A 24,102-nucleotide genomic window follows, 5' to 3' on the forward strand; every position below is an offset into this window, starting at 1 on the left:
GTGTGGTCTGCGGGAATGCCCTGAGGGTCCGTACCGTGAAGACGGTGCGGACCCTCATTGGTCTAAACCTCTGTCGCCTTACTGCTGAGGCGCTGGCGGTGCCTGTGGGGGCTGCGGAGGCCGCCCCTCCGGAGGAACCGGACCCTGCAGATCCGGTTGGCCCTCCGGTGGAAACGGGCTCTGCCAGCCCTGCGGCGGACCGGGCCGCTGTGGCGGCTGCTGCGGATGAGGCTGTGCGTACGGATAGGGCTGCTGCGGGGGCTGCTGGTGCTGGGGCGGCTGTTGCTGCTGCGGGTACGGCTGCGGCTGTCCGGGCTGCTGACCGTACGGCGGCGGCGGCGGTTGCTGCTGCGGATACGGCTGGCCGGGCGTCGGCTGACCGGGTGTCTGCTGACCCGGCGCCGGATATCCCGGGATGCCCGGCATCGGCGGCACCATGTGCGGCGGCGGGTTGCCGTCGGCCGTCCACAGCCCCTGCGCGTTCTGGGCGCGCGAGAAGTCCTCGGCGACCAGCGCGGAGAGGTTGAAGTACGCCTCCCGTGTCTTGGGGCGCATCATGTCGAGGTCCACCTCGGCGCCCGCCGACAGGTGTTCGTCGAAGGGCACCACGACCACACCGCGGCAGCGCGTCTCGAAGTGCTGGACGATGTCATCCACCTTGATCATCTTTCCGGTCTCGCGCACCCCGGAGATGACCGTGAGGGACCGCTGTACGAGATCGGCGTAGCCGTGCGCCGACAGCCAGTCGAGCGTCGTGGACGCGCTGCTGGCACCGTCGACGGACGGCGTCGAAATGATGATCAGCTGATCGGCCAGGTCCAGCACCCCGCGCATGGCGCTGTAGAGCAGGCCCGTACCCGAGTCGGTCAGGATGATCGGGTACTGCTTGCCCAGCACCTCGATCGCACGGCGGTAGTCCTCGTCGTTGAACGTCGTGGAGACCGCGGGATCGACGTCGTTCGCGATGATCTCAAGGCCCGACGACGCCTGCGAGGTGAAGCGCCTGATGTCCATGTAGCTGTTGAGATACGGGATCGCCTGCACCAGGTCGCGGATGGTCGCCCCGGTCTCGCGGCGCACCCGGCGGCCCAGCGTCCCGGCGTCCGGGTTGGCGTCGATCGCCAGGATCTTGTCCTGCCGCTCGGTGGCGAGCGTGGAGCCGAGCGCCGTGGTCGTGGTCGTCTTGCCGACACCGCCCTTGAGGCTGATGACCGCGATCCGGTAGCAGGACAGCACCGGGGTGCGGATCAGCTCCAGCTTGCGCAGCCGCTCGGCCTCCGCCGCCTTGCCGCCGATCTTGAACCGCGCGGCGGCGGACGGGCCGCGACTGCTCTTGGCCTTCTGCTTGTTGTTGCGCAGCAGCCGGTCGGACGACAGCTCGACGGCCGCCGTGTAGCCGAGCGGCGCGCCGGGCACCGAACGCTCGCGATGGTCGTGCGAGACGGGGGACGGCCAGGCCGCCCCACTCCGCGGATCCACCGGCGGCGCCTGGTGCGGCGGCTGTTGCTGCGGCTGCTGGGCCGGCGGCTGCTGCTGGGCGGGGAGGTTCTGCGACGCCTGCACCGGCAGGTTGGCCGACGAGCCGGGCCCGGTCGACTGCGGAGGCAGCGGCGCGGGAGCCGGTGCCGGAGCCGGGGGAGCGCCGGGCCTGCCCTGCTGCGGCGGATACGGCTGCTGACCGGGATAGGGCTGCTGGGGCGGGTACGGCTGCTGCCCGTGCGGCGCGGGCGGTCCCTGCTGGGGGAAGCCGTACCCGCCCTGCGGCTGCGGCTGTGCCTGCTGTTGTGGTTGCTGTTGCTGGGGCGGCTGCGGCTGCGGCTGCGGTGCCTGCGGCGGTACGGGGGCCGCGGGCTGCGGGAAGCCGTAACCCGGCGGCGGGACCGGCGGTCCCTGCCGTACGGCGGGCGGCTGGGCCGGTGCGTACGCCGCGGGCGGTGCCGCCGCGGGCGGGGCCTGCTGGGGGAAGCCGTACCCGCCCTGCGGCTGTTGCTGGGGTTGAGGCTGGGGCGGCTGTGGCTGGGGCGGTTGCGGCGCGGGGTGTTCGGCGGCCTGGCTGGGTACGGGCCACTGCGGCGCCGGTGCCGGTGCGGCCGGCTGGAAAGCGGCCGGCAGTGGCGGGAGCCCCGGCGAAGACGCGGGCTGCGGCGCGGGCGGCAGGGGCTGCGCGGGCGGCACAGGCTGCGCCGACCAGGGCTGTGCGGGAGCCGGTGCGTCAACGGCAGGTGCGTCGGCGGGCGGTGCGTCGGCGGGCGGTGCGTCTTGGGGAGCCGCGTCGCCCTGGGGTGCGGCGTCGCCGAACGCGTCGAAGTCGAAGGGCGGGCTGTCGGGCGGCTCCTGGTGGTCGTCCGCCTCGGCCCGGGCAGCGGTCTCGCCGTCGCCCGGCTCCTCGTCCGGGACATCGGCGTGCGCGTCGGGGCCGGTCTCGGCATCGGCGTCCGGTGCGGCGGCCGCTTCGGCGTCGTCCGTACCGTCCGTACCGGCCGCGTCCTCCGCGCTGTCCGTCCCGGCGGTCGGCTCCGCCACGGCGGTGCTCTCGGAGTCCGCCGCCCCGCTCGTGCTGTCCGGGGCGTCCGAGTCGGCACCGCTGTCGGCGTCCGACTGCGCGCGTGGTGTCTCGGCCGCTCCCGTGGCGCCGGTCTCCTCGCGCCGCGCGATCTCCTGCTTCAGCGCGGCGGGCGAGAACCGCATGGTCGCGCCGGACTCGATGTCACCGCCGCCGAAGGGTTCGGGCGCGGCGGGCGCGGGGTCCGCGGAACGGGCGGGCTCGGCCGGGGGGTTGGGCTCGGGGGCAGCCGGGGGCGCGGGTGTCCAGTGCGGCTCGTACCCGCTGCCGGCCGGCAACCCCGGCACGGCGACGGGTGTGCCCGCCGGCGGCGGGGGAGACGCGGCAGCCGAGGTGCCGGGCGCACCGCTGCCGGACGTGCTTCCCGGCGCGTTCTGCGTGTACCAGGCGGGAGGGGTGTAGTCGATGGTGAACTCACCCGTCAACTCGGGCTCCGCGTCGGACTGATCGTCCACGGGCGGCACGTTCCAGCCGCCGCGGGTCTCGTCCCGATCGCCGTTCACTTTGCCTCCTGGTGTGGTCGAGCACCCTTGTGCCGTGGTGGGTTGGGGCGTCCGGTCTGTACGCCCGGATCCGCCCGGCTCTTCCCCTGCCGACGCGGCCTGTCTGCCCGCAGGTTCTCTGCCGCGCCCTGACCCACCCTAATCGTCAAAAGTAACCCCGGGGCAGGGCGTACCGCCCGACGACAGCAGACCCGTTACGTCACGTCCGCGCTCAAGTGAACCTGCGGCGGGCCGAGGTGAACGTCCGCCGGGGGCACATCCGTCCACTTCTATGCGAGATCCTGACAAAAACCGCACCTGCCGGGCGTATCGCGTACCGCTTCACTTCGTCCGCTTCAGTCCATCCGGCGCGCGCTGCCCAGCAGTCCGTTCTCGGCGTCCGTCGCCTGCGTCATCACGAACTGGCGGTCCCGCGCGGTGCACCACAGCGTGACACCGTCGGCGAGCGTCGACAGCGCCTCCGTCTCGGCCCGTGGCAGCTCCATGATCCGGCCGATCTGCGCGGCTTCGTCCGGCGAGACCCGCTGGATGCCGACGAGTCCCGACTTCTCCATCAACCGCGGTGCCACCGGGCTCAGATACGGCAGCAGGGTCAGCACCGACTGCCAGGGCGCCGACACCACACGGCCGCGCGGCGGCCGCATCCCACAGTCCCGCACGACGATCACCGGGCTCACCGCCGACGCACCCTGCGGCGGCACGCGTCCCACGTCGTGCAGTGTGATGCACGGCTGTCCGCCGCCGGCGGCCTGGGCGAGCGTCGTCCAGGAGGCGGCGCGGCCCGTCTCGACGGCGATCCGCGCGCCCGTCGCCGCCGCGCGCAGCGCCAGCACCTGGGCGGTCCACAGACCGCCGATCAGTGTGACGTCGTACGGGGTGGGTCTGTTGATGCCGAGAACGGCCGGGCGGCCGTTGGCGTCGACGCCGATCACCATGCCGTCGTCACCGACCGGCACGGCGAGCGACGTCAGCTCGTCGACCGAGAGGGCGTGCCGCTCCCGCCGCGGGCCGATCAGGCCGAAACCGATGCGCGGCTTGCCGCTGCCACGAACCGGTGCCGCGGCTCGCGCCGGTGTGGCCGGTGTGTTGGGAGTGATGGGTGTGTTGGGGGTGGCGGGTGCGAGGGGTGTGGACATCAGCGGGTCCCCCCGAGCGGCAGTGTGGCGAGCATTCCGGGCACCTGTTCCCGGTCGAGCCGGACCAGCCCCGTCTTCACCCCGCGCGCGGCGCGCTCCAGCTCGTGCCGCGCGCTCACCAGCTCCTCGTCGCTGCGGCCGGTGATCCGGACATGCCCGCTGACCGTGACGCCCTGCCGCTCGCCGTGCCCCAGGGTGAGACTGAAGGTGGTGGCGAGGGCGGGGATCGACGTGAGCAGGGCGACGAGCTGAGGCATCGAGGCGCCACCGCCGCCCAGTTGGGGCCAGCGGCCCACCCAGTACGTGGTGTGTCTGCGGTCGTCGCACCGCCAGGTGCGCGACGTCTCCTTCGTGCGCCGGGTCGGCGTTTCCGTCCGGCCCGCCTGGGCGATGGCCATCGGGTTGGCACACGACGAGATCGCGACGGCCGCCGTCAGCTCCTGCTCCGTCAGGACCGTCGCGCGGAACCCGGCGCCGGTCAGCCGGCTCGCCAACTGGTCAGCCGTCCGCACCAGACACTTCTGCGCCCCCGTCAGGCCGCTGCCACGCGCCGCCACCGCCTCCGGGCACAGCTCGGGGTCGAGCTTGAGCGCGATCCAGGTGATCCGGACGGCCGGTGAGCCGGTCTGCGCCTGCAACGGGGCGTAGTTGCGCGCGGCGACGGACTGCTGCGGCAGATGCGGGGCGGGCGCCGGCTGGGTGTGCTGCACGATCTGCGCCGACTCCAGCCGTATGCCGTCGACATCGAGCACGTCGCGCACGAGGCTGATGGGCAGGGGCCGCGCCGAGCGGTCGGGGCGCAGCGCCGTGCCCTCCGACTCGATCTGGACGACCGCCGTCAGGAACGTACCGTCGCCGACCATGCCCACCGGGCGTCGGTCGCGGTCGCTGAACGAGTACGTACGCAGCGCCGGATCACACTCGACGGCGGGCGCGAGGCCCGGTTCTGTACCGGCGGGGATGACCAGGGACGCCGCCCTGCGGGAGCGCGCACGCAGGGCGAACACCGTCGACAGCCACTCGGGCAGCGACCGCCGGTGTCTGCGCACCACCGCGAGCAGCACCAGGAACGCGGCGATCACACCGGCCGGTACCAGCATGAGGGTGTCGATGACCCAGGCCACCAGAAGCACCGCCGCCGCGAGCTCGACCAGGACGAACTGTTGCATGCGGAACGGCCCGAAGTGCCCTGGCCGTCCTCTGAGTCCGGGTACGGCCGGACCCGGCGCTGCGGCTGAGGACGGCGCGGCCGCGGCGGGCCGCGTCTGCGTCGCGGAAGCCATGATGGAGAATCCCCCCAATTCGTCCCGATCACCCTGCTACGACAGGGCTTTGGCAGCTGGATCACCCTACCCGCCACACCACGACGCCCCGTCTACAGGCATAGTAGGGGGCCGGTCCGACAACCAGGCAGGGCCCGGGGGGCATGCTGACTACCTGACCCCTGGGCGGGAGACCGCGCCTTTTTCACCTATGGGGACTCATGGCATCACGGCGGGATGAGCTCAACGCGTACACCTTCGCGAAGAAACGCACGGTGGCCGCGTTTCTCCAACCCTCACCTTCAGGTTCGGAGGAAGGCGCGCCCCGACCGCTGCGCGCCGTCCTGCCGAGTGTGATCGTCGGCGCGCTGATCCTGGCCGGATTCGGTGCGTTGGGGATGTTCAAACCCAACGCGCCCAAGGACTGGGACAAGCCGGGCACGAAAGTGATCGTCGGCAAGGACTCCACGACCCGTTATGTGGTGCTGACCACGCCCGACGGGAAGAAGAAGGAGACCCTGCTCCACCCGGTGCTCAACCTGGCCTCGGCCCGACTGCTGCTCACCCCGCAGCAGTTCGGAGTCGTCCAGGTCAGCGACAAGATCCTGGACGCGGGCAAGCCGCCGCGCGGTCCGATCCTCGGCATCCCGTACGCGCCCGACCGGCTGCCGAGCGACACGGAGGCGGCCAAGCCCAAGCGCTGGGCCGTCTGCGAACAGCCGGGCGGCGGCACCGGCGGCAGTGTGCAGAAGGCCGCCTTCGTCTTCGCCGACCGCGACTTCCACCGCACCGAGGGCAGGCAGCGGCTCACCGGCGGCCAAGTGCTCTACGTGCAGGGCCAGAAGGGCACCCGCTACCTCGTCGACGCGGGCGGTACGAAGTACCAGCTCACGGGCGACCCGACGGACAACCTCACCCGTGCGCTCATCGGGGTGGGCCGGGAGCCGCAGGCCGTCACCGACGACTGGCTGGCGACGCTGCGCACCGGCACGCCCGTCGACTTCCCCCAGGTCCCGGGCAAGGTCGCGGACGACGCCGGCGTCGGCGGCGGGCTGACCTCAGGGCAGGACCGGATCGGCATGGTGCTCAGCGCGCAGACCGGATCGGGACCGCAGCACTACGTCGTGCTGGCCGGGAAGGTCCAGCCCGTGTCGGACTTCACCGCCTGGCTGCTGATCAACTCTCCGCAGACGGTCAAGCTCAGGATGGCCGGCGCTGCTGCCGCCGTGGACGCCGCGTCGATCACTCCCGAGGCCGACTTCTTCGCCGCGGGCAACGCCTGGCCCAAGGAGCGGACCGAGCAGGTCAACTCCACGGCGGGGGACGGCGCACGCGACACGGTGTGCAGTGTGCTGCGCAAGGTCGACGGCAAGGGCGCCGCCACGCTGTCCACCTGGGCGGGTCCCGCCTACCCGGCCGAGGTCACCGCGGGCGGCACCAGCACGTACGTCACGCCGGGCAGCGGGCTGCTCTTCACCCAGGTGCATGAGGGGCAGACCACGCCCGACGGCTCACTCTTCCTGGTGACGGACACCGGACTGCGCTACGCCGTCCAGGCCAACGGCGACAGCGACGCGTCGCGTTCGGACATCGGCACCGGTGACCAGCAGAAGCAGCAGGACGGCAGGCCCGAACCGAGCGAGGCACAGATCAGGCTCGGCTACGAGAAGGTCACCCCGGCGCTCGTGCCCATCGCGTGGGCGGAGTTCCTGTCCAAGGGGCCCCGGCTCGACACCAACAGCGCGCGCCAGCCGCAGGGTTCGTAGGGAGGGTGACGATGCCGCTGCGAACCTGCGCACTGCTGGCCTGCGCCACCGCCCTGGTCGGCCTGACGGCCCTGCCGCCCGCCGCTGTCGTGTCCGCCGCCGATCTGCCGTCAACAACCGTTCGAGCGACGGGACTTGACGGGACCGGTGAGTGCACGTTCCCGATGAAGAAGCAGATCGCGGGCACCCCCTGGGCGCTCCAGCGGGTGCTGCTCGACGAGTTGTGGCAGGACACCAAGGGCAAGGGGGTACGGGTCGCCGTCATCGACACCGGCGTCGACACCGTCAACCCCCAGCTGAAGACGGCGGTCGACGCCGCCGCCGGCCGGGACTTCCTCAAGAACGGCAAGCGCGGCGGCACGGTCGACGAGGTGGGGCACGGCACCAAGGTCGCCGGGATCATCGCCGCCCGGCCCCGCACCGGCACGGGCTTCGTCGGTCTCGCGCCGGAAGCCACGATCATCCCGATCCGCCAGAACGACGACAAGAACAGCGGCAAGCAGGACACGATGGCGAAGGCGATCGGCTACGCCGTCACCGCGAAGGCCGATGTCATCAACATCTCCCAGGACACGACGACACCGCTGGCGCCGGACTCGAAGTTGACCGAAGCCGTACAGGACGCGCTGGCCAAAGACGTCGTGGTGGTGGCGTCGGCGGGTAACGACGGTACGGACGGCAAACTGCGAACGACGTATCCCGCCGGCATTGACGGCGTGCTCGCCGTCGGCGCTTCCGACCGCAACAACGAACGTGCGACCTTTTCCCAGGCCGGTACGTTCCTCGGCGTCGCCGCCCCCGGTGTGGACATGGTCTCGACGGTCCCCGGCGGCGGTCAGTGCCTCGACAACGGCACGAGTTTCTCCGCGCCTTATGTCGCGGGCGTCGCCGCGCTGCTCCGTGCCAAACACCCCGACTGGAAAGCGCGCGAGATCGTCGCCCAGATCGAGCAGACCGCCGAACGCAGTATCAACGGCCGTGACAATTACGTTGGTTGGGGAGTGGTCGACCCGGTGCGCGCGATGACGGACGACGACCACGCGCCGCAGGCCCCGCAGGCCGACCCGGGGCCGCCCAAGGCCCCGGCCGCGCTGCCGGCGCATCTGGCGCTGACCGAGACACCGCAGGAGCGTACGGAGCGCTACGCGACCTACGCGTTCGGCATCGCGGCCGTACTGGTGGCGGTGGTCGCGGGAACCGCCACCGTCATCCGTGACAGCCGGCGGAAAAAGGCGCGGAAATCAGTCGGAGATCCTTTTCGCGGAACGGCGGATTCCCCAAGTGCGCATACGTGACTTTGCAGTTGGAACTGACGTCCTGAGTAGCTAGAGTGAGGTGGGGATCATCTTGCGTGTGTTTCCCACACGGGGGCGGCATCGCGGTACTTCCCGCCCGCATCGTTCGCTGCAGGTAGACAGGAAGAAGGAGCAGGATGTCGAACGACCTTAACGTAACCAGTTCTGATCAAGTCGATCTCGCCAACCGGATTCAGGACTTCCACGACGAGCTGCACCGTCGTATCAACTCCCTCAACGGAGTGGTGGACCGCATCCAGGCCGGCTGGCGCGGCGCGGCCAGCAAGGAGTACGACCGGGTCCAGAAGGACCTCAACGACCGGCTGACGCGTATGCGGGTCGAGCTCGTCAAGCTCGAAGAGATCATGCGGATGAGCGCCGACGGCTTCAGCAACCAGGAGGACGAGCGCATCCGTTCGTTCCGGAAGATGGACGACACGTCCTCCGGCCGCAGCGCCATCCTCGGCATGGCCTGAGCCGTACCCGGCCCGCAGCTCGTCGCACCAGCTGAACCCGTCTTGAGGAGCGAGACATGACCACCGCAGTCAATTACGACACCGTCACCAGCGCGGCCGGCGACGTCCGGCTCACCGCCAGCCAGCTCAACCAGGGGCTCGAAGACCTGATGGCCAAGGTCAAGGCCGTGGCGGCGAACTGGGACGGTGAGGCGAAGACCGCCTACGGCGAGAGCCAGACCCGGCTGACGAACGACATGGCCGGCATGAACCAGGACCTGCAGCGGATCGCAGCGCTGCTGGACGAGTCGGTCATCGGCTACCACGACACCGACAAGGGCAACGCCGCGCGCTTCCGCATGCAGATGGGCTGACCACCCGCACCGCACGCACCTCGCGCACGCACAGCACAGCACGGCTCGCACAGCGAAGGGGGTGTCCGCCCGGCGGACACCCCCTTCAGCGTTGCCTGCGACCGCTACTTGAGGTCGAACTCCCCGTCCCGCGCTCCGAGTACGAACGCGTCCCACTCGCCCTTGGTGTATCGCAGCACCGTGTCGTGGTCCTTCGACGAGCGCATCGCGACGGCGCCCTCGGGCAGATAGGCGATCTCCACCCGTTCCTCGTCGGCCTCCGTACCCGGCGCACCGAGCCACTCCACGTCGGAGATGTCGAGAGCGTAAAGCTCTTCCTTCACGCGTTCCTTGTCGGCTGCGTCGGCCATCGGCGCGGTCCCTCCCGGGTATTGCGGACGATCTGCGCCTCTCAGCGTAGCGGCGCGCGGCTCACCTGTCCGGCAGCCAGCCCAGCTGCACCAGTGCGCCGCCGCGCTTGCGCGAGACGAACGTGCCGCGTCCCGGAGGCATCGGCCGGGCCCTGACGTTGCCCAGGATGTCGCCCTCGCTCGGGTCGCCCGACATCAGCACTCCCTGCGCGCCCAGCTCCTTCATCCGCTGGATGAACGGCTCGTACATGGCGCGTGAGGCGCCCGCAGCGCTGCGGGCGACGATGAAGCGGATGCCGACGTCCCGGGCGAACGGCAGATGCTCCACCAGCCTCGCCAGCGGGTTGGCCGAGTTGGTCGCGACCAGCTCGTAGTCGTCGATGATCACGAACAGCTGCGGCCCGGTCCACCAGCTCCGGTCGCGCAGCTGCTGCGGTGTGATGTCCGGCTTCGGCGCCCGCTTCTCCATCACCGTCCCGATGGCGTCCATGTGCATGTCCATCGCCGACGCCATCGGCGCGTACTCCAGCAGATGCGAACTCGGCACGGCCTCCAGCAGCGAACGCCGGTAGTCGCCGACCACGATCCGCGCCTGGTCCGGTGTGTAGCGCTCGGAGATCTGCTTGGCGATCAGCCGCAGCGCGGCCGTCTTCCCCGCCTCGCTCTCGCCGAAGATCAGCAGGAACGGATCGGTCTCGAAGTCGACGAACACCGGCTCCAGATTGGTCTCGTCGATACCGATCGCGATGCCGTGCTGTGGGAACTCGAAGCCCTTCGGGAGCTGTTCGGCCGCCAGCTTGCGCGGCAGCAGCCGTACGGTCGGCGCCGCCGGCCCCGACCAACTGCTGCGCGCCGCGGCCACGAAAGCCGCCGTGCCCTCCGAGAGGTCGGCCGCGTCGCTCACTCCGTCGATACGCGGCAGCGCGCTCATGAAGTGCAGCTTCTCCGCCACCTGGCCACGCCCCGGCACCCCCGTGGGGACGTTGGCGGCGACCTTCCGGTCGAACTCGGAGTCCATGACGTCACCGAGGCGCAGCTCCAGCCGGCCCAGCATCTGGTCCTTGAGCGCCGAGCGCACTTCCATGTACCGCGCGGCGGTGACGACGACATGGATGCCGTAGCCCAGACCGCGCGCGGCGAGGTCGGAGATGATCGGCTCCATCATGTCGTACTCGTTCTTGAAGCCGCCCCAGCCGTCGATGACCAGGAAGACGTCCCCCCATGCCTCGCCCGGCAGTTCACCGGCGGCGCGCCTGCGCCGGTACGTCGCGATGGAGTCGATGCCGTTCGTCCGGAAGAACTCCTCACGGCGGTTGAGCACACCGAGCACCTCGGCGACCGCGCGGCGCACCCGCTCGGGGTCGAGCCGCGAGGCGACACCGCCGACATGCGGCAGGTCCGACAGCGAGGCGAGCCCGCCACCGCCGAAGTCCAGCGCGTAGAACTGCACTTCGCTCGGTGTGTGGGTGAGCGCGAACGACGAGATCAGGGTGCGCATCAGCGTCGACTTGCCGGACTGCGGGCCGCCCACCACGAGCATGTGGCCCGAAGCGCCCGCGAAGTCCTTGTACAGCACCTCACGGCGCTGCTCGAAGGGCTTGTCGATCAGACCGAGCGGCACGACGAGCCCGCCGGGCCTGCTGTACTCCGTCGCGGTGAGACCGCGGTCCGCCGTCGGCGCGATACCGGGCAGCAGATAGTCCAGCGTCGGCGCCTCGTCCAGCGGCGGCAGCCACACCTGGTGCGCCGGCACGCCCTGCCCGTCGAGCCTGCGCACGATGACGTCCAGCACGGTGTCGGCCAGCGCGTCGTCCCCCGACGTGTCGGGAGCGGCGGCGCCGAGGTCCGGCTGCGCGTACACCACCGGCACCGGCGTCGCCGTGAACAACGCGGGCCGCCGCTCGACATGCAGCTGTCCCACCGACAGATCGGGACCGCCCGTGCGGTACGTGCCGGAGACGTACGCCGCCTTGAAGCGGGTCATCTCCTCCGTACCGAACTTCAGATAGCCGGAGCCCGGCACCGACGGCAGGTGGTAGGCGTCGGGCACACCGAGCGCCGTACGGGACTCGGCCGCCGAGAACGTGCGCAGACCGATCCGGTACGAGAGGTACGTGTCGAGGCCGCGCAGCTTGCCCTCCTCCAGCCGCTGTGACGCCAGCAGCAGATGCACACCGAGGGACCGGCCGATCCGGCCGATCTGGATGAACATCTCGATGAAGTCGGGCTTGGCGGTGAGCAGTTCGGAGAACTCGTCGATGACGAGCACCAGCGAGGCCAGCGGTTCGAGGGCCGCACCGGCCGCCCGCGCCTTCTCGTAGTCGTGGATGTTGGCGTAGTTGCCCGCCGAGCGCAGCAGTTCCTGGCGGCGCTGCAGCTCACCGCGGATCGCGTCGCCCATGCGGTCGACGAGAGTCAGGTCGTCGGCCAGGTTCGTGATGACGGCGGCGACATGCGGCATCTGCGACATGCCGGTGAACGTCGCGCCGCCCTTGAAGTCGGCGAGGACGAAGTTCAGCGTCTCCGACGAGTGGGTGACCGCGAGGCCGAGCACCAGGGTGCGCAGCAGCTCGGACTTGCCGGAACCGGTCGCGCCGACACACAGCCCGTGCGGCCCCATGCCCTCCTGCGCGGCCTCCTTGAGGTCCAGCATCACCGGCGAGCCGTCCTCACCGATCCCGATCGGCACCCGCAGCCGCTCCGCCGTCGACCGGGGGCGCCAGGTGCGCGCCACGTCGATCGCGCCCGCGTCACCGAGATTCAGCAGATCGGTGAAGTCGAGGTTGGCCAGCAGCGGTTCGTCCTCGTCGCCGCCGCCCGTGCGCAAGGGCGCGAGCTGGCGCGCCAGCGCCTCGGCGGCCGGCAGCGAGATCCCGTCGGGGGCGCCCTCGTACGCCACACCGGCGCCCGACTCGATCCACAGCCGCCCCGGCCTGACCACCACGGACAGACCGCCGCGCGGCTCGTCCAGATCCCCCTGCACGACCTCGACGATCGTCACGCCCTGTACGCCCTCGGCGGCGGCGAACAGCGAGTCGGGCGGCACCATCCCGCCGTCCAGCACCACCAGGATGTGCGGCTGGTCGAGGACCGGCTGGGAGTCCCGGCCGAACCGCGGACGCCCGTCGAGGCGCGAGCGCAGCATCAGCTCCAGCTCCCCGAGATCGTCGCCGAACAGCCGCTTCGTGCCCGCGCCGTCGATCTGCCCCGCCACCTGCGTGTGCGGCAGCCACTTCGTCCAGTCCCAGCGGGAGACGGCGCCGGGGGCCGCCACCACGGCGACGTTGAGATCCTCGGGGGAGTGCAGTGTGACGAGCTGGGCCACCATCGAACGCGCCGCCGACTGCGCGGTCTCGGGATCGCCGGAGACGGTCACGTGGTAGAAGGCGCGCATCGAGACCGCGACCGGCAGCCCGTCCAACGACCCGTGCACGGCGAGGAATTGCTGCATCGCCCCCGCGCACAACGGCTCCAGCTCGTCCACCGGCGCCGTGTCGGGAGCGATCAGCGGGGTGGCCAGCTGCTGCACACCGAGACCGAGCCGCACCTGCCCGAAGTCCGCGTCCCCCACGCGCCGTTCCCACACCCGGGACCCGTCGGCCACCACCGACCAGAGCTGCTCGGGGGAGGGGTTCAGATACAGCTGCGCGTCGCGCTGCGCCCGCGCCGTCCTGCGCACCGCGCGCCGGGACTGGGCCAGGTACTTGAGGTAGTCGCGGCGCACGTCGGCGATTTGCCCTTGCGCACCTTTGCGGTAGCGGACGACCTGGGCGACCACCATGCCGACGGTCGAGACCAGCATCAGCACACCCATGATCCGCATGAACGGCGGGGCCTGCGGCGAGAAGAAGAACACCACCGAAGAACCCATGCCGAGCACCGGCAGGATCTGCATCAGCATGCCCTCCTGCTGCCCGCGCGGCAGCTCGGGAGGGGCCTCCAAGGTCAGTGCATCCGTGGGCACTTCCGGCGGAAGCGACCGCGGTGGGCGTTTGACGACGATCTGGCTCACCGGCGCATCAATTCCTCAATACGGACGGGCAATTCCGTACCGGCGCCCCCGTGGCGACGGTCTTCCCCGCGCGAGGGCGATCCTACTTGCAGCCTCCGACAACGGCTCCCGGTAGGGTGGCGCGCGCATCGTGCGCATCCGCGAATCAGACCGTGCGCATCCACGATTCAGGGGGACACAACACGTGAGTACCACCGCAGCGACGGGCTTCTGCCGCGTCACCGTCGTGGCGCCCGACAGCAGGATCGACGTCGCACTCCCGGAGGACATCGCCGTCGCCGACGTCTACCCGGAGATCCTGCGGCTCACCGGCCAGACCCAGGCCCCGGGCACACCCACCGGCTACCACCTCGTACGGCGCGACGGCACCGTCCTTGAGGGCGCGCGCAGTCTCGCCGCCCAACAGGTCCTGGACGGCGAGGTGTTGAGCCTGCGGCCGTTCGCCGAGTCGCTGCCGCCCGCCGTCTTCGACGACGTGTCGGACGCGGTCGCGTCCGCCGTCCAGCGCGACCGCCACCTGTGGAGCGACGACCTGCTCCGCGGCGCCGGGCTCGCCGGCGGTGTGCTGCTGCTCGTCCTCATGGGCTTCGTACTCTGGTTCGCCGACCCCGTCCGTCACAACATGCACAGCCTGCCCGGTGTCATCGCGGGCGCCGCCGGACTCCTGTTGACCGCGTTCGCCGGCGTACGGGCCCGGGTGTACGGGGACCGCGCGAGCGCCGTCGCCCTCGGCCTCGGTGCCCTGCCGCTGCTGATGATCGGCGGCTCGGGCATCATCGCCCCCGACGCGGGACAGGGCCTCGGCCGGCTCCAGTTCCTGCTCGGCTGCGTCACCGTGCTCGTCGCGTCCGTCGCCCTCGTCGCACTGACCCCGAGTGGTGACGCGCCCTTCGTGGCCGCCACCTTCCTCGGCGCCGCGGGCACCATCGCCACCTTCGTCGAAATCCTCACCGAGGCGTCGGCCACCGAGACCGCCGCGGTCTGCGCCCCCGTCGCCATCGGCGTCGTCGCCTTCCTGCCTGGGCTCTCCGCGCGCTTCGCCCGGCTGCCCATCGGCTACGCGGCCCCGCGCAGCGCCACGGACGGACTCGACACCGACCCCGACTTCGTCCCTGACGCCGAGCCCGTCGACGCCGAGCGCATCGCGGCCCAGGCCCGCCGCGGCCACGAGATGCTGCTCGGGCTCGTCGGCGGCTGCGCGGCCGTCGTCGTCGCGAGCGCTGCCGTCCTCGGCTTCTCCCACACCCTGTGGGGCCAGCTGCTCGCCCTGGTCGCGGGACTCGCGATGCTGCTGCGCGCCCGGCTCTTCCGCTACACCTCACAGGTCGCCTGCGCGCTGGTCGCCGGCATCCTGGCCATCGCCCTGCTCGTCCTCGGCCTCTCCCTCAACCCGCCGGCCGAACCCGTCCGCCAGCTCCTGCTGTACGGCGACCGCGGCCCCCTCGACATCCGGACGATCTGGCTCGCCGCCTCGGTCGCCGCGGGCGCCGCCCTGCTCACGGCGGTCGGCCTGATCATTCCCCGCAAGGGCCTCTCGCCCTTCTGGGGCCGGCTCCTCGACCTCGCCGAGAGTGTGGTGCTGCTCTCCCTGGTGCCGCTCTGTCTCGCCGTCCTCGACGTCTTCGCCTCGGCCCGCGCCCTCACCTCCTGACGCGGTCATCGGTGTACTGACCGGCTGGTACGCTGAGTGACGGCCATTTGAGTATCGGAAGCCTCCCGGAGAATTCGACCCGGGGCACTCGAAGGCCGTGAAGACCCACGAGGAGTACGCGTGCCGCTCGACACCGCTACAAAGAAGCAGATCATGACCGAGTTCGGCACCAAGGAGGGCGACACCGGCTCCCCCGAGGTCCAGGTCGCCATGCTGTCGCGCCGTATCTCGGACCTGACGGAGCACCTGAAGGTCCACAAGCACGACCACCACTCCCGTCGCGGTCTGCTGATCCTGGTCGGCCAGCGTCGCCGCCTGCTGCAGTACCTGGCCAAGAAGGACATCCAGCGCTTCCGTGCGCTGGTCGACCGGCTGGGTATCCGCCGTGGCGCCGCCGGCGGCGCCCGATAAGCACGGACACCGTGAAGGGAGCGGTTCCCACTTCCAGGGGACCGCTCCCTTCGCCGTACGCGCGCCCCGCCGAGGACGGCCGGAATGTCATCCTTGGCCGAAGCTCAGTAATCTGGACGCGCCAGCACAACTGAAGAGCTCAACCGAAGAGCACAGAAGAGTACTGACGAGCACCACCGAAGAGGAGAGGCGTCCAGCGCCGCCGCCGGTCCTCGGTAGTGGCTCCCGGAAAGGCGCGGCACACACCGCAGCCCCGGGTGCTTCGATCGAAGACCGGCCCGCACCCAGGTGCGCCTCTCCGCCACGTCCGCTGCCACACGGGCACCGGACGAAGACGAGGAGAAAACACTAGTGGAGAACGAGACCCACTACGCCGAGGCCGTTATCGACAACGGAACCTTCGGCACCCGCACCATCCGCTTCGAGACGGGCCGTCTTGCCCGTCAGGCCGCCGGCTCCGCCGTGGCCTACCTGGACGACGACACCATGGTGCTGTCGGCCACCACCGCTTCCAAGAAGCCCAAGGACAACCTCGACTTCTTCCCCCTCACGGTGGACGTCGAGGAGCGGATGTACTCGGCCGGCAAGATCCCCGGCTCCTTCTTCCGCCGCGAGGGCCGTCCCTCCGAGGACGCCATCCTCACCTGCCGGCTGATCGACCGCCCGCTGCGCCCGTCCTTCAAGAAGGGCCTGCGCAACGAGATCCAGGTCGTCGAGACGATCATGGCGCTCAACCCCGACCACCTGTACGACGTGGTCGCGATCAACGCCGCGTCCTGCTCCACGATCCTGGCGGGCCTGCCCTTCACCGGCCCCGTCGGCGCCACCCGCGTCGCCCTCATCAAGGGCCAGTGGGTCGCGTTCCCGACGCACACCGAGCTGGAGGACGCGGTCTTCGACATGGTCGTCGCCGGCCGTGTGCTGGAGGACGGTGACGTCGCGATCATGATGGTCGAGGCCGAGGCCACCGACAAGACCATCCAGCTCGTCAAGGACGGCGCCGAGGCTCCCACCGAGGAGATCGTCGCCGCCGGTCTGGAAGCGGCGAAGCCCTTCATCAAGGCCCTCTGCAAGGCGCAGGCGGACCTGGCGGCCAAGGCCGCCAAGCCCACCGGCGAGTTCCCGATCTTCCTCGACTACGAGGACGACGTCCTTGAAGCGCTCGGCTCCGCCGTCAAGGCCGAGCTGGCGCAGGCGCTCACCATCGCCGGCAAGCAGGACCGCGAGGCGGAGATCGACCGCGTCAAGGCCCTCGCAGGCGAGAAGCTGCTCCCGCAGTTCGAGGGCCGCGAGAAGGAGATCTCCGCCGCGTACCGCTCGCTGACCAAGTCCCTGGTCCGTGAGCGCGTCATCAAGGACAAGGTCCGTATCGACGGCCGTGGCGTCACGGACATCCGTACGCTCGCCGCCGAGGTCGAGGCCATCCCGCGCGTGCACGGCTCGGCGCTGTTCGAGCGTGGCGAGACCCAGATCCTGGGCGTCACCACCCTCAACATGCTCCGCATGGAGCAGCAGCTGGACACCCTCTCCCCGGTGACCCGCAAGCGCTACATGCACAACTACAACTTCCCGCCGTACTCCACCGGTGAGACCGGCCGCGTCGGTTCGCCGAAGCGCCGCGAGATCGGCCACGGCGCCCTGGCCGAGCGCGCGCTCGTGCCGGTGCTGCCGACGCGCGAGGAGTTCCCCTACGCGATCCGCCAGGTCTCCGAGGCGCTGGGCTCCAACGGCTCGACGTCGATGGGCTCGGTCTGCGCCTCCACCATGTCGCTGCTGAACGCCGGTGTGCCGCTCAAGGCCCCCGTCGCCGGTATCGCCATGGGCCTGATCTCGCAGGAGATCGACGGCGAGACCCACTACGTCACCCTCACCGACATCCTCGGTGCGGAGGACGCCTTCGGCGACATGGACTTCAAGGTCGCCGGCACGAAGACGTTCGTCACCGCGCTCCAGCTCGACACCAAGCTCGACGGCATCCCCGCCTCGGTCCTGGCCGCCGCGCTGAAGCAGGCACGCGACGCACGACTGCACATCCTCGACGTGATGAACGAGGCCATCGACGTCCCGGACGAGATGTCCCCGAACGCCCCGCGGATCATCACCGTCAAGATCCCGGTGGACAAGATCGGTGAGGTCATCGGCCCCAAGGGCAAGATGATCAACCAGATCCAGGAGGACACCGGCGCCGACATCACGATCGAGGACGACGGCACCATCTACATCGGTGCCGCCCAGGGCTCGCAGGCCGAGGCCGCCCGCGCCACGATCAACGGCATCGCCAACCCGACCATGCCGGAGGTCGGCGAGCGCTACCTGGGCACGGTCGTCAAGACGACCACGTTCGGCGCGTTCGTCTCGCTGCTCCCGGGCAAGGACGGACTGCTGCACATCTCGCAGATCCGCAAGCTCGCCGGCGGCAAGCGCGTGGAGAACGTCGAGGACGTGCTCGGCATCGGCCAGAAGGTCCAGGTCGAGATCGCCGAGATCGACCAGCGCGGCAAGCTCTCCCTCATTCCCGTCATGGAGGACGAAGCGGCCGAGGCGTCCGAAGAGACGAAGGACGACTCGGAGAAGTGACAGCCAGCTCCAGGACGACGGCCCGCACCTCATCGGAGGCGCGGGCCGTCGCCCGTACCCAAACCCTGCTCAAGGGCGACAACGGCATCGGCACGGTCCGCCGTACGACCCTCCCCGGCGGCCTGCGCATCGTCACCGAAACGCTCCCCTCGGTGCGCTCGGCGACCTTCGGCATCTGGGTGCAGGCGGGCTCCAGGGACGAGACGCCCGCCCTGGGCGGCGCCACCCACTATCTGGAACACCTCCTCTTCAAGGGCACGAAGAAGCGCAGCGCCCTCGACATCTCCTCCGCCGTCGACGCGGTCGGCGGCGAGATGAACGCCTTCACGGCGAAGGAGTACACCTGCTACTACGCGCGGGTGCTCGACACCGACCTGCCGCTCGCCGTCGACATCGTCTGCGACATGCTCACCGGCTCGCTCATCGAAGCCGCGGACGTCGAGGCGGAGCGCGGCGTCATCCTCGAAGAGATCGCCATGACCGAGGACGACCCGGGCGACGTGGTGCACGACCTGTTCGCGCACACCATGCTCGGCGACAGCCCCCTCGGCAGGCCCGTCCTCGGCACCGTCGACACCGTCAACGGCCTGGACCGCGACCGGATCGCGCGCTACTACAAGAAGCACTACGACCCCACGCACCTCGTCGTCGCGGCGGCGGGCAACGTCGACCACGCCACCGTGGTCCGCCAGGTCCGCCGCGCCTTCGAGAAGGCGGGCGCGCTCTCCGGCAAGGACGCCGCCCCCGCCGCGCCCCGTACCGGCCACCGCTCGCTGCGTACGGCAGGCCGCGTCGAACTGCTCAACCGCAAGACCGAACAGGCCCATGTCGTCCTCGGCATGCCCGGTATCGCCCGCACCGACGAGCGCCGCTGGGCCCTCGGGGTCCTCAGCACCGCGCTCGGCGGCGGTATGAGCTCCCGGCTGTTCCAGGAGGTACGGGAGAAGCGCGGCCTCGCCTACAGCGTCTACGCGTACACCTCGGGTTTCGCCGACTGCGGGCTCTTCGGCGTCTACGCGGGCTGCCGGCCCAGCCAGGTCCACGACGTCCTGAAGATCTGCCGCGACGAGCTCGACCGGGCGGCGGAGGAAGGTCTCAGCGACGAGGAGATCGGCCGCGCTGTCGGTCAGCTCTCCGGATCCACCGTCCTCGGTCTTGAGGACACCGGCGCGCTGATGACCCGGATCGGCAAGAGCGAGCTGTGCTGGGGCGACCACATGTCGACCGACGACCTGCTGGCGCGGATAGCGGCCGTCACCCCCGACGACGTGCGCGCGGTCGCCCGCGATGTACTGGGACAGCGCCCCTCGCTGTCCGTCATCGGACCGCTCAAGGACAAGCAGGCCGACCGCCTGGACGCGGCCGTCTCATGAACCGGAGGAAGCAGACCCGATGAGCGAACTGCCCACCAAGCTGCGCGTGGCCGTCCTCGGCGCCCAGGGCCGTATCGGCTCCGAGGCCGTACGGGCCGTCGAGGCCGCCGACGACCTGGAACTGGTCGCGGCCCTCGGCCGGGGCGACAAGCTGGAGACCCTGGTCGAGGCGGGCGCCCAGGTGGCGGTGGAGCTGACCACCCCCGCCTCGGTGATGGGCAACCTCGACTTCTGCGTACGGCACGGCATCCACGCCGTCGTCGGCACGACCGGATGGACCGACGAACGGCTCGCGCAGCTGGAGACCTCGCTGGCCGCCTCCCCGCAGACCGGTGTGCTGATCGCGCCGAACTTCTCCATCGGCGCCGTCCTCACGATGAAGTTCTCCCAGACGGCCGCCCGCTACTTCGAGTCCGTCGAGATCATCGAACTGCACCACCCGAACAAGACGGACGCCCCCTCCGGCACGGCGACCAGGACCGCCCAGCTCGTCGCCGCCGCGCGCGCGGAGGCGGGCAGCGGCCCGCAGCCCGACGCGACGGTCACAGCGCTGGACGGGGCGCGCGGCGCCGAGGTCGACGGCGTACGGGTGCACTCCGTACGTCTGCGGGGCCTCCTGGCCCACCAGGAGGTCATCCTGGGCGGCGAGGGGGAGACCCTCACCGTGCGCCACGACTCCCTGCACCACAGCAGCTTCATGCCGGGCATCCTGCTCGGCGCGCGCCGCGTGGTCTCCACCCCCGGCCTCACCTTCGGCCTGGAACACTTCCTCGACCTGAGCTGAAACCGGCACCCATGCGCGCGAAGATCACTTACCTAGTCACGGCTGCCGTCCTGGTCGTCTACTTCGTCCTGGCCGGCAGCCGGGGCGTGCTGCTGATACGGGCGGGCACGCCCCTCACGGTCACCTTCGGTGTCGCCGTGCTGATCCTGCCCGTCATCGGCGTCTGGTTCCTCTGGAAGAACACCCAGTTCGTCAGCAGGGCCAACCGGCTGGCCGCCGAACTGGACGCCGAGGGCGGCCTGCCCGTCGACGAACTGGTCCGTACACCGGCCGGCCGCATCGACCGCGCTTCGGCCGACGAGGTCTTCGCCCGCCGCCGCGCCGAGACCGAGGACTCACCCGACGACTGGCGCTGCTGGTTCCGGCTCGCCGTCGCCTACCACGACGCCCGTGACACGCCACGGGCCCGCACAGCCATGCAGCGCGCGATCGCGCTCCACGACGGCAGGCCCGTACGCGCCTGACGGCGCCGGCTGACCGGCGGCTCAGACCTTGCGGTACTCGTCGCCCCAGGCCTCGACCGTGTCGGCCGCCCGCTCGAAGGCGGCGGCGCGCGACAGGAAGTCCGCGTTGTGCGTCGTCAGCAGCGGCAGCGGCTCACCCCTGCGGCGTACGACGACCAGCGCCTGGCCCTGCACGGTGCGCGGCAGTCCCAGCCAGCGCACCGGCTGCTGGACGGTACGGACCGCGCCGGCCTGCTCCCACGCGATGGTCGTGGTCATCAGCATGCCCACCCGCCGCACCCCGTGCCTGCTGACCCATGTCCCCATCCGCAGCATCCGCAGTGCCGCGAGTATCGCCACGGCCGCCAGCACCATGCACACCACCGCGCCCGACATCGCGCCGGTGAAGGCGATGATCATCGCGGCGAGCAGGACGAAGGAGGCGAGCAGCAGAAGCAGCGCCGCCGCTCCGACCCGCCAGGGGCCAGGGCGGTACGGACGCCGCCAGTGATCATGATCGTCGAACGGGAGCGCGACATCATCCCCGGTCGCGTCAAAAGCCCGGTCGGCCGTCAGGAAGGGCAGGGGCACGACTGATCCTCACTCACAAGCACGCTCGATTGCTGTGCCCGGTGAGGCTACCGATCCCGGACCCGCCCGGACCACCCCAGGGGGGCCGGACGGGTAGGGCGAGGGCTCAACGGCCCTGCGAGGCCTCGGAGTGCTGGGTGTGATCGGGTGCCTGGTCCGACTGCAGGGACGGCATCCCGAACAGCAGCGCACCGGCGAAACAGGCGACGATCACCAGTCCGGTGAGCGTGCGGCCCACCAACTGCGACCGGTCGGCGCGCTGTTTGGGCGGCGGGGCGACATTGCTTCGGAAGGCGTCGGCCTCGGCGACGAATGCGAACGGGACGGCTTCACGCCGGCGGAACATGTGGGGCTCTCTTCGGTCTTCGGTGGTCTTCGGTCTCTCGTGCGTCAACCAGTAGGACGAACAACAGAGTGATTCGGTGCCCGAATTCACCGAATTGACCAATGAGGACGGCTGTCGGTGGCGGCCCGTAGAGTGGGCGCCGCCCGAGCGACGCGACAGGAAGGACCCGCCGGTGAGCGACACTCCCGCCGAAACCAAACCGAGCTTCCGCAGCGATGTGAGCGTCGAGTTGGTGAAGCACAGCGCAGGGGATTCGGACGTGCTGTGGGCAGCGCGCGTCTCGACCGCAGGGGAGCAGTCCCTGGAGGAGCTCACGAAGGACCCGGAGCGGTCGAAGGGGCTCATCAACTACCTGATGCGCGACCGGCACGGCAGCCCCTTCGAGCACAACTCGATGACCTTCTTCATCAGCGCCCCGATCTTTGTGTTCCGCGAGTTCATGCGCCATCGCGTCGGCTGGTCGTACAACGAGGAATCGGGCAGGTACCGGGAGCTGCAGCCGGTCTTCTACGTCCCCGACGACGCGCGCAAGCTCGTGCAGGAGGGCCGCCCGGGGAAGTACGTCTTCGTCGAGGGCACCCCGGAGCAGCGCGCGCTGACCGGCCGGACGATGGGAACGGCCTACGCGCAGGCGTACGAGGCGTACCAGGAGATGCTGGCGGCGGGAGTCGCCCGCGAGGTGGCCCGCGCCGTTCTGCCGGTGGGCCTGTTCTCCTCGATGTACGCGACGTGCAACGCGCGCTCGCTGATGCACTTCCTCGGCCTGCGCACCCAGCACGAGCTGGCCACGACCCCGTCCTTCCCGCAGCGGGAGATCGAGATGGTCGGCGAGCGGATGGAGGAGCACTGGGCCGCGCTCATGCCGCTCACCCATGCGGCCTTCAATGCCAACGGCCGGGTGGCGCCGTAATTCCGGTGCGGGGACCCGGCTGGGCACGTATGTGCGGACGGTCGAGCGAAGTGTCCGTATTGCGGCGTTTCGAGAAGTTCATCTAGGCTGATCAAACGGACCCGGCACTGCTTGAACCCCCGAGCAGGCAGTGCCGGGCTCCTCTTGTCGGGTCCCCCTCGGGGGACACAGCGAGCTGAGCAGCGAGTAGCGTGTTACCCATGGCCCCGATCTCCACTCCGCAGACCCCCTTCGGGCGGGTCCTCACCGCCATGGTCACGCCCTTCACGGCGGACGGCGCACTCGACCTCGACGGTGCCCAGCAGCTCGCCGCCCATCTGGTGGAGGCAGGCAACGACGGCCTGATCCTCAACGGCACCACGGGCGAGTCGCCGACCACCAGCGACGCGGAGAAAGACCAGCTCGTACGGGCTGTTGTCGAAGCCGTCGGAGACCGGGCCCATGTCGTCGCCGGCGTCGGCACCAACGACACCCGGCACAGCCTGGAGCTCGCCCGCGCGGCGGAAAGCGCCGGGGCGCACGGCCTGCTCGCCGTGACCCCGTACTACAACAAGCCCCCGCAAGAGGGCCTCTTCCAGCACTTCACCGCGATCGCGGATGCCACGGAACTTCCGGTGATGCTCTACGACATCCCGGGCCGCAGCGGAGTCCCCATCGACACCGAGACGATCGTCCGGCTCGCCCAGCACCCAAGGATCGTTGCCAACAAGGACGCCAAGGGCGACCTCGGCCGCGCCAGCTGGGCCATCGCCCAGTCCGGCCTCGCCTGGTACTCCGGCGACGACATGCTCAACCTGCCGCTGCTCTCGGTCGGCGCCGTCGGATTCGTCTCCGTCGTCGGCCACGTGGTCACGCCGGAACTGCGCGAGCTGCTCGACGCGTACCTCGCGGGCGACGTCCAGAAGGCCACCGAGATCCACCAGAAGCTGCTGCCGGTCTTCATCGGGATGTTCAGGACACAGGGCGTCATCACCACCAAGGCCGCGCTCAACCTGCGGAAACTCCCCGCAGGCCCGCTGCGCCTCCCGCTGGTCGAGCTGACGGCCCAGGAAACGGCCCAGCTCAAGAGCGATCTCGCGGCTGGTGGGGTAGAGCTTTAACCACAGACTTCACAACTGAATACGCGTAGACAGCACACACACATGGACACAGACAACTGCAAGTGCACGAATGTCATGCGCGCCACGTGCCTGAGAGGTACGTGGCGCGTGTGGTGAGGAGAGTCTTTTGAGTCATCCGCATCCCGAACTCGGCGCCCCGCCCAAGCTGGCCAAGGGTGGCCTGCGCGTCACCCCACTCG

20 protein-coding genes (1 of these 20 running past the window's edge) are annotated in these 24,102 nt (G+C 70.4%); 13 read left to right on the plus strand and 7 right to left on the minus strand.

The genetic code is table 11. The features are described 5' to 3' along the window. Window positions 1–78 precede the first annotated feature (78 nt). From OHS57_RS27980 to eccE, 3 genes are all read right to left on the minus strand, one after another. On the minus strand, window positions 79–3,066 hold the full coding sequence (locus OHS57_RS27980) for an SCO5717 family growth-regulating ATPase (RefSeq protein WP_328583688.1): 2,988 nt from the start codon (window positions 3,064–3,066) through the stop codon (window positions 79–81). Between the two features lie 335 nt (window positions 3,067–3,401). Next, window positions 3,402–4,202 carry a hypothetical protein gene (locus OHS57_RS27985; protein ID WP_328583689.1) on the minus strand — a complete coding sequence of 267 codons (801 nt, stop codon included), beginning with the start codon at window positions 4,200–4,202 and terminating at the stop codon, window positions 3,402–3,404. Further along, window positions 4,202–5,485, minus strand: a complete 1,284-nt coding sequence (gene eccE, locus OHS57_RS27990; protein WP_041983755.1) for a type VII secretion protein EccE — start codon at window positions 5,483–5,485, stop codon at window positions 4,202–4,204. Before eccE ends, OHS57_RS27985 begins: the two co-directional genes overlap by 1 nt. 200 nt (window positions 5,486–5,685) lie before the next feature. Here eccE and eccB point away from each other — a divergent pair, with 200 nt between their 5' ends. From eccB to OHS57_RS28010, 4 genes are all read left to right on the plus strand, one after another. Then, window positions 5,686–7,230: a type VII secretion protein EccB gene (eccB, locus tag OHS57_RS27995; RefSeq protein WP_328583690.1), complete on the plus strand. Its 1,545-nt coding sequence runs from the start codon at window positions 5,686–5,688 to the stop codon at window positions 7,228–7,230. Window positions 7,231–7,241: 11 nt separating this feature from the next. Then, window positions 7,242–8,525 (plus strand): type VII secretion-associated serine protease mycosin, encoded by a 1,284-nt coding sequence (mycP, locus tag OHS57_RS28000; RefSeq protein ID WP_328583691.1) that lies wholly within the window; start codon window positions 7,242–7,244, stop codon window positions 8,523–8,525. A gap of 137 nt (window positions 8,526–8,662) precedes the next feature. After that, window positions 8,663–9,001 carry a WXG100 family type VII secretion target gene (locus OHS57_RS28005; protein ID WP_041983749.1) on the plus strand — a complete coding sequence of 113 codons (339 nt, stop codon included), beginning with the start codon at window positions 8,663–8,665 and terminating at the stop codon, window positions 8,999–9,001. Between the two features lie 56 nt (window positions 9,002–9,057). Continuing rightward, window positions 9,058–9,354 carry a WXG100 family type VII secretion target gene (locus OHS57_RS28010; RefSeq protein WP_041983747.1) on the plus strand — a complete coding sequence of 99 codons (297 nt, stop codon included), beginning with the start codon at window positions 9,058–9,060 and terminating at the stop codon, window positions 9,352–9,354. A 104-nt stretch (window positions 9,355–9,458) separates the two neighbouring features. Here OHS57_RS28010 and OHS57_RS28015 read toward each other — a convergent pair whose 3' ends face one another. Both OHS57_RS28015 and OHS57_RS28020 read right to left on the minus strand, forming a co-directional pair. Further along, a complete protein-coding gene (locus OHS57_RS28015; RefSeq protein WP_041983745.1) occupies window positions 9,459–9,704 on the minus strand; it encodes a DUF397 domain-containing protein in 246 nt (81 codons plus the stop codon). 61 nt (window positions 9,705–9,765) lie between these two features. Beyond that, window positions 9,766–13,716 (minus strand): type VII secretion protein EccC, encoded by a 3,951-nt coding sequence (locus OHS57_RS28020; RefSeq protein WP_041983743.1) that lies wholly within the window; start codon window positions 13,714–13,716, stop codon window positions 9,766–9,768. Between the two features lie 184 nt (window positions 13,717–13,900). On the opposite strand from OHS57_RS28020, the gene eccD reads away from it, so the two are divergent. The 6 genes from eccD (at window position 13,901) to OHS57_RS28050 (ending at window position 20,976) form a co-directional block, all read left to right on the plus strand. Then, window positions 13,901–15,367: a type VII secretion integral membrane protein EccD gene (eccD, locus tag OHS57_RS28025; RefSeq protein ID WP_328583692.1), complete on the plus strand. Its 1,467-nt coding sequence runs from the start codon at window positions 13,901–13,903 to the stop codon at window positions 15,365–15,367. A 120-nt stretch (window positions 15,368–15,487) separates the two neighbouring features. After that, window positions 15,488–15,778: a 30S ribosomal protein S15 gene (rpsO, locus tag OHS57_RS28030; protein ID WP_041983738.1), complete on the plus strand. Its 291-nt coding sequence runs from the start codon at window positions 15,488–15,490 to the stop codon at window positions 15,776–15,778. A gap of 351 nt (window positions 15,779–16,129) precedes the next feature. Further along, window positions 16,130–18,355 (plus strand): polyribonucleotide nucleotidyltransferase, encoded by a 2,226-nt coding sequence (locus OHS57_RS28035; RefSeq protein ID WP_041983736.1) that lies wholly within the window; start codon window positions 16,130–16,132, stop codon window positions 18,353–18,355. Continuing rightward, window positions 18,352–19,728 (plus strand): M16 family metallopeptidase, encoded by a 1,377-nt coding sequence (locus tag OHS57_RS28040; RefSeq protein ID WP_328583693.1) that lies wholly within the window; start codon window positions 18,352–18,354, stop codon window positions 19,726–19,728. Before OHS57_RS28035 ends, OHS57_RS28040 begins: the two co-directional genes overlap by 4 nt. Before the next feature lie 19 nt (window positions 19,729–19,747). Next, window positions 19,748–20,512, plus strand: a complete 765-nt coding sequence (gene dapB, locus OHS57_RS28045; protein WP_041983732.1) for a 4-hydroxy-tetrahydrodipicolinate reductase — start codon at window positions 19,748–19,750, stop codon at window positions 20,510–20,512. Between the two features lie 11 nt (window positions 20,513–20,523). Beyond that, window positions 20,524–20,976: a membrane protein gene (locus OHS57_RS28050; RefSeq protein WP_041983728.1), complete on the plus strand. Its 453-nt coding sequence runs from the start codon at window positions 20,524–20,526 to the stop codon at window positions 20,974–20,976. Window positions 20,977–20,997: 21 nt separating this feature from the next. Here the strand turns inward: OHS57_RS28050 and OHS57_RS28055 are convergent, their stop codons facing one another. Both OHS57_RS28055 and OHS57_RS28060 read right to left on the minus strand, forming a co-directional pair. Next, on the minus strand, window positions 20,998–21,546 hold the full coding sequence (locus OHS57_RS28055) for a hypothetical protein (RefSeq protein WP_041983725.1): 549 nt from the start codon (window positions 21,544–21,546) through the stop codon (window positions 20,998–21,000). Between the two features lie 106 nt (window positions 21,547–21,652). Then, the gene (locus OHS57_RS28060) at window positions 21,653–21,892 is read right to left on the minus strand and encodes a hypothetical protein (protein ID WP_328583694.1); all 240 of its coding nucleotides are present in this window, start codon (window positions 21,890–21,892) and stop codon (window positions 21,653–21,655) included. 172 nt (window positions 21,893–22,064) lie between these two features. Between OHS57_RS28060 and thyX the strand changes: the two genes are divergently transcribed. The 3 genes from thyX to OHS57_RS28075 form a co-directional block, all read left to right on the plus strand. Then, window positions 22,065–22,802 (plus strand): FAD-dependent thymidylate synthase, encoded by a 738-nt coding sequence (gene thyX / locus OHS57_RS28065; RefSeq protein WP_041983721.1) that lies wholly within the window; start codon window positions 22,065–22,067, stop codon window positions 22,800–22,802. Between the two features lie 200 nt (window positions 22,803–23,002). Beyond that, window positions 23,003–23,902 (plus strand): 4-hydroxy-tetrahydrodipicolinate synthase, encoded by a 900-nt coding sequence (dapA, locus tag OHS57_RS28070; RefSeq protein ID WP_328583695.1) that lies wholly within the window; start codon window positions 23,003–23,005, stop codon window positions 23,900–23,902. A gap of 127 nt (window positions 23,903–24,029) precedes the next feature. Continuing rightward, window positions 24,030–24,102, plus strand: partial view of a ribonuclease J gene (locus OHS57_RS28075; RefSeq protein WP_041983716.1) — the beginning only. The gene runs 1,613 nt beyond the window's last position; the window shows 73 of its 1,686 coding nt (coding positions 1–73); the start codon lies at window positions 24,030–24,032; the stop codon falls past the right edge of the window.

Source organism: Streptomyces sp. NBC_00370 (assembly GCF_036084755.1).
Taxonomy (GTDB): domain Bacteria; phylum Actinomycetota; class Actinomycetes; order Streptomycetales; family Streptomycetaceae; genus Streptomyces.

Coding starts and splice junctions, on each gene's coding strand:
- OHS57_RS27985 (WP_328583689.1), bottom strand. CDS start 4,202: ATGTCCACACCCCTCGCACCCGCCACCCCCAACACACCCATCACTCCC.
- eccE (WP_041983755.1), bottom strand. CDS start 5,485: ATGGCTTCCGCGACGCAGACGCGGCCCGCCGCGGCCGCGCCGTCCTCA.
- eccB (WP_328583690.1), top strand. CDS start 5,686: ATGGCATCACGGCGGGATGAGCTCAACGCGTACACCTTCGCGAAGAAA.
- mycP (WP_328583691.1), top strand. CDS start 7,242: ATGCCGCTGCGAACCTGCGCACTGCTGGCCTGCGCCACCGCCCTGGTC.
- OHS57_RS28005 (WP_041983749.1), top strand. CDS start 8,663: ATGTCGAACGACCTTAACGTAACCAGTTCTGATCAAGTCGATCTCGCC.
- OHS57_RS28010 (WP_041983747.1), top strand. CDS start 9,058: ATGACCACCGCAGTCAATTACGACACCGTCACCAGCGCGGCCGGCGAC.
- OHS57_RS28015 (WP_041983745.1), bottom strand. CDS start 9,704: ATGGCCGACGCAGCCGACAAGGAACGCGTGAAGGAAGAGCTTTACGCT.
- dapB (WP_041983732.1), top strand. CDS start 19,748: ATGAGCGAACTGCCCACCAAGCTGCGCGTGGCCGTCCTCGGCGCCCAG.
- OHS57_RS28050 (WP_041983728.1), top strand. CDS start 20,524: ATGCGCGCGAAGATCACTTACCTAGTCACGGCTGCCGTCCTGGTCGTC.
- OHS57_RS28060 (WP_328583694.1), bottom strand. CDS start 21,892: ATGTTCCGCCGGCGTGAAGCCGTCCCGTTCGCATTCGTCGCCGAGGCC.
- dapA (WP_328583695.1), top strand. CDS start 23,003: ATGGCCCCGATCTCCACTCCGCAGACCCCCTTCGGGCGGGTCCTCACC.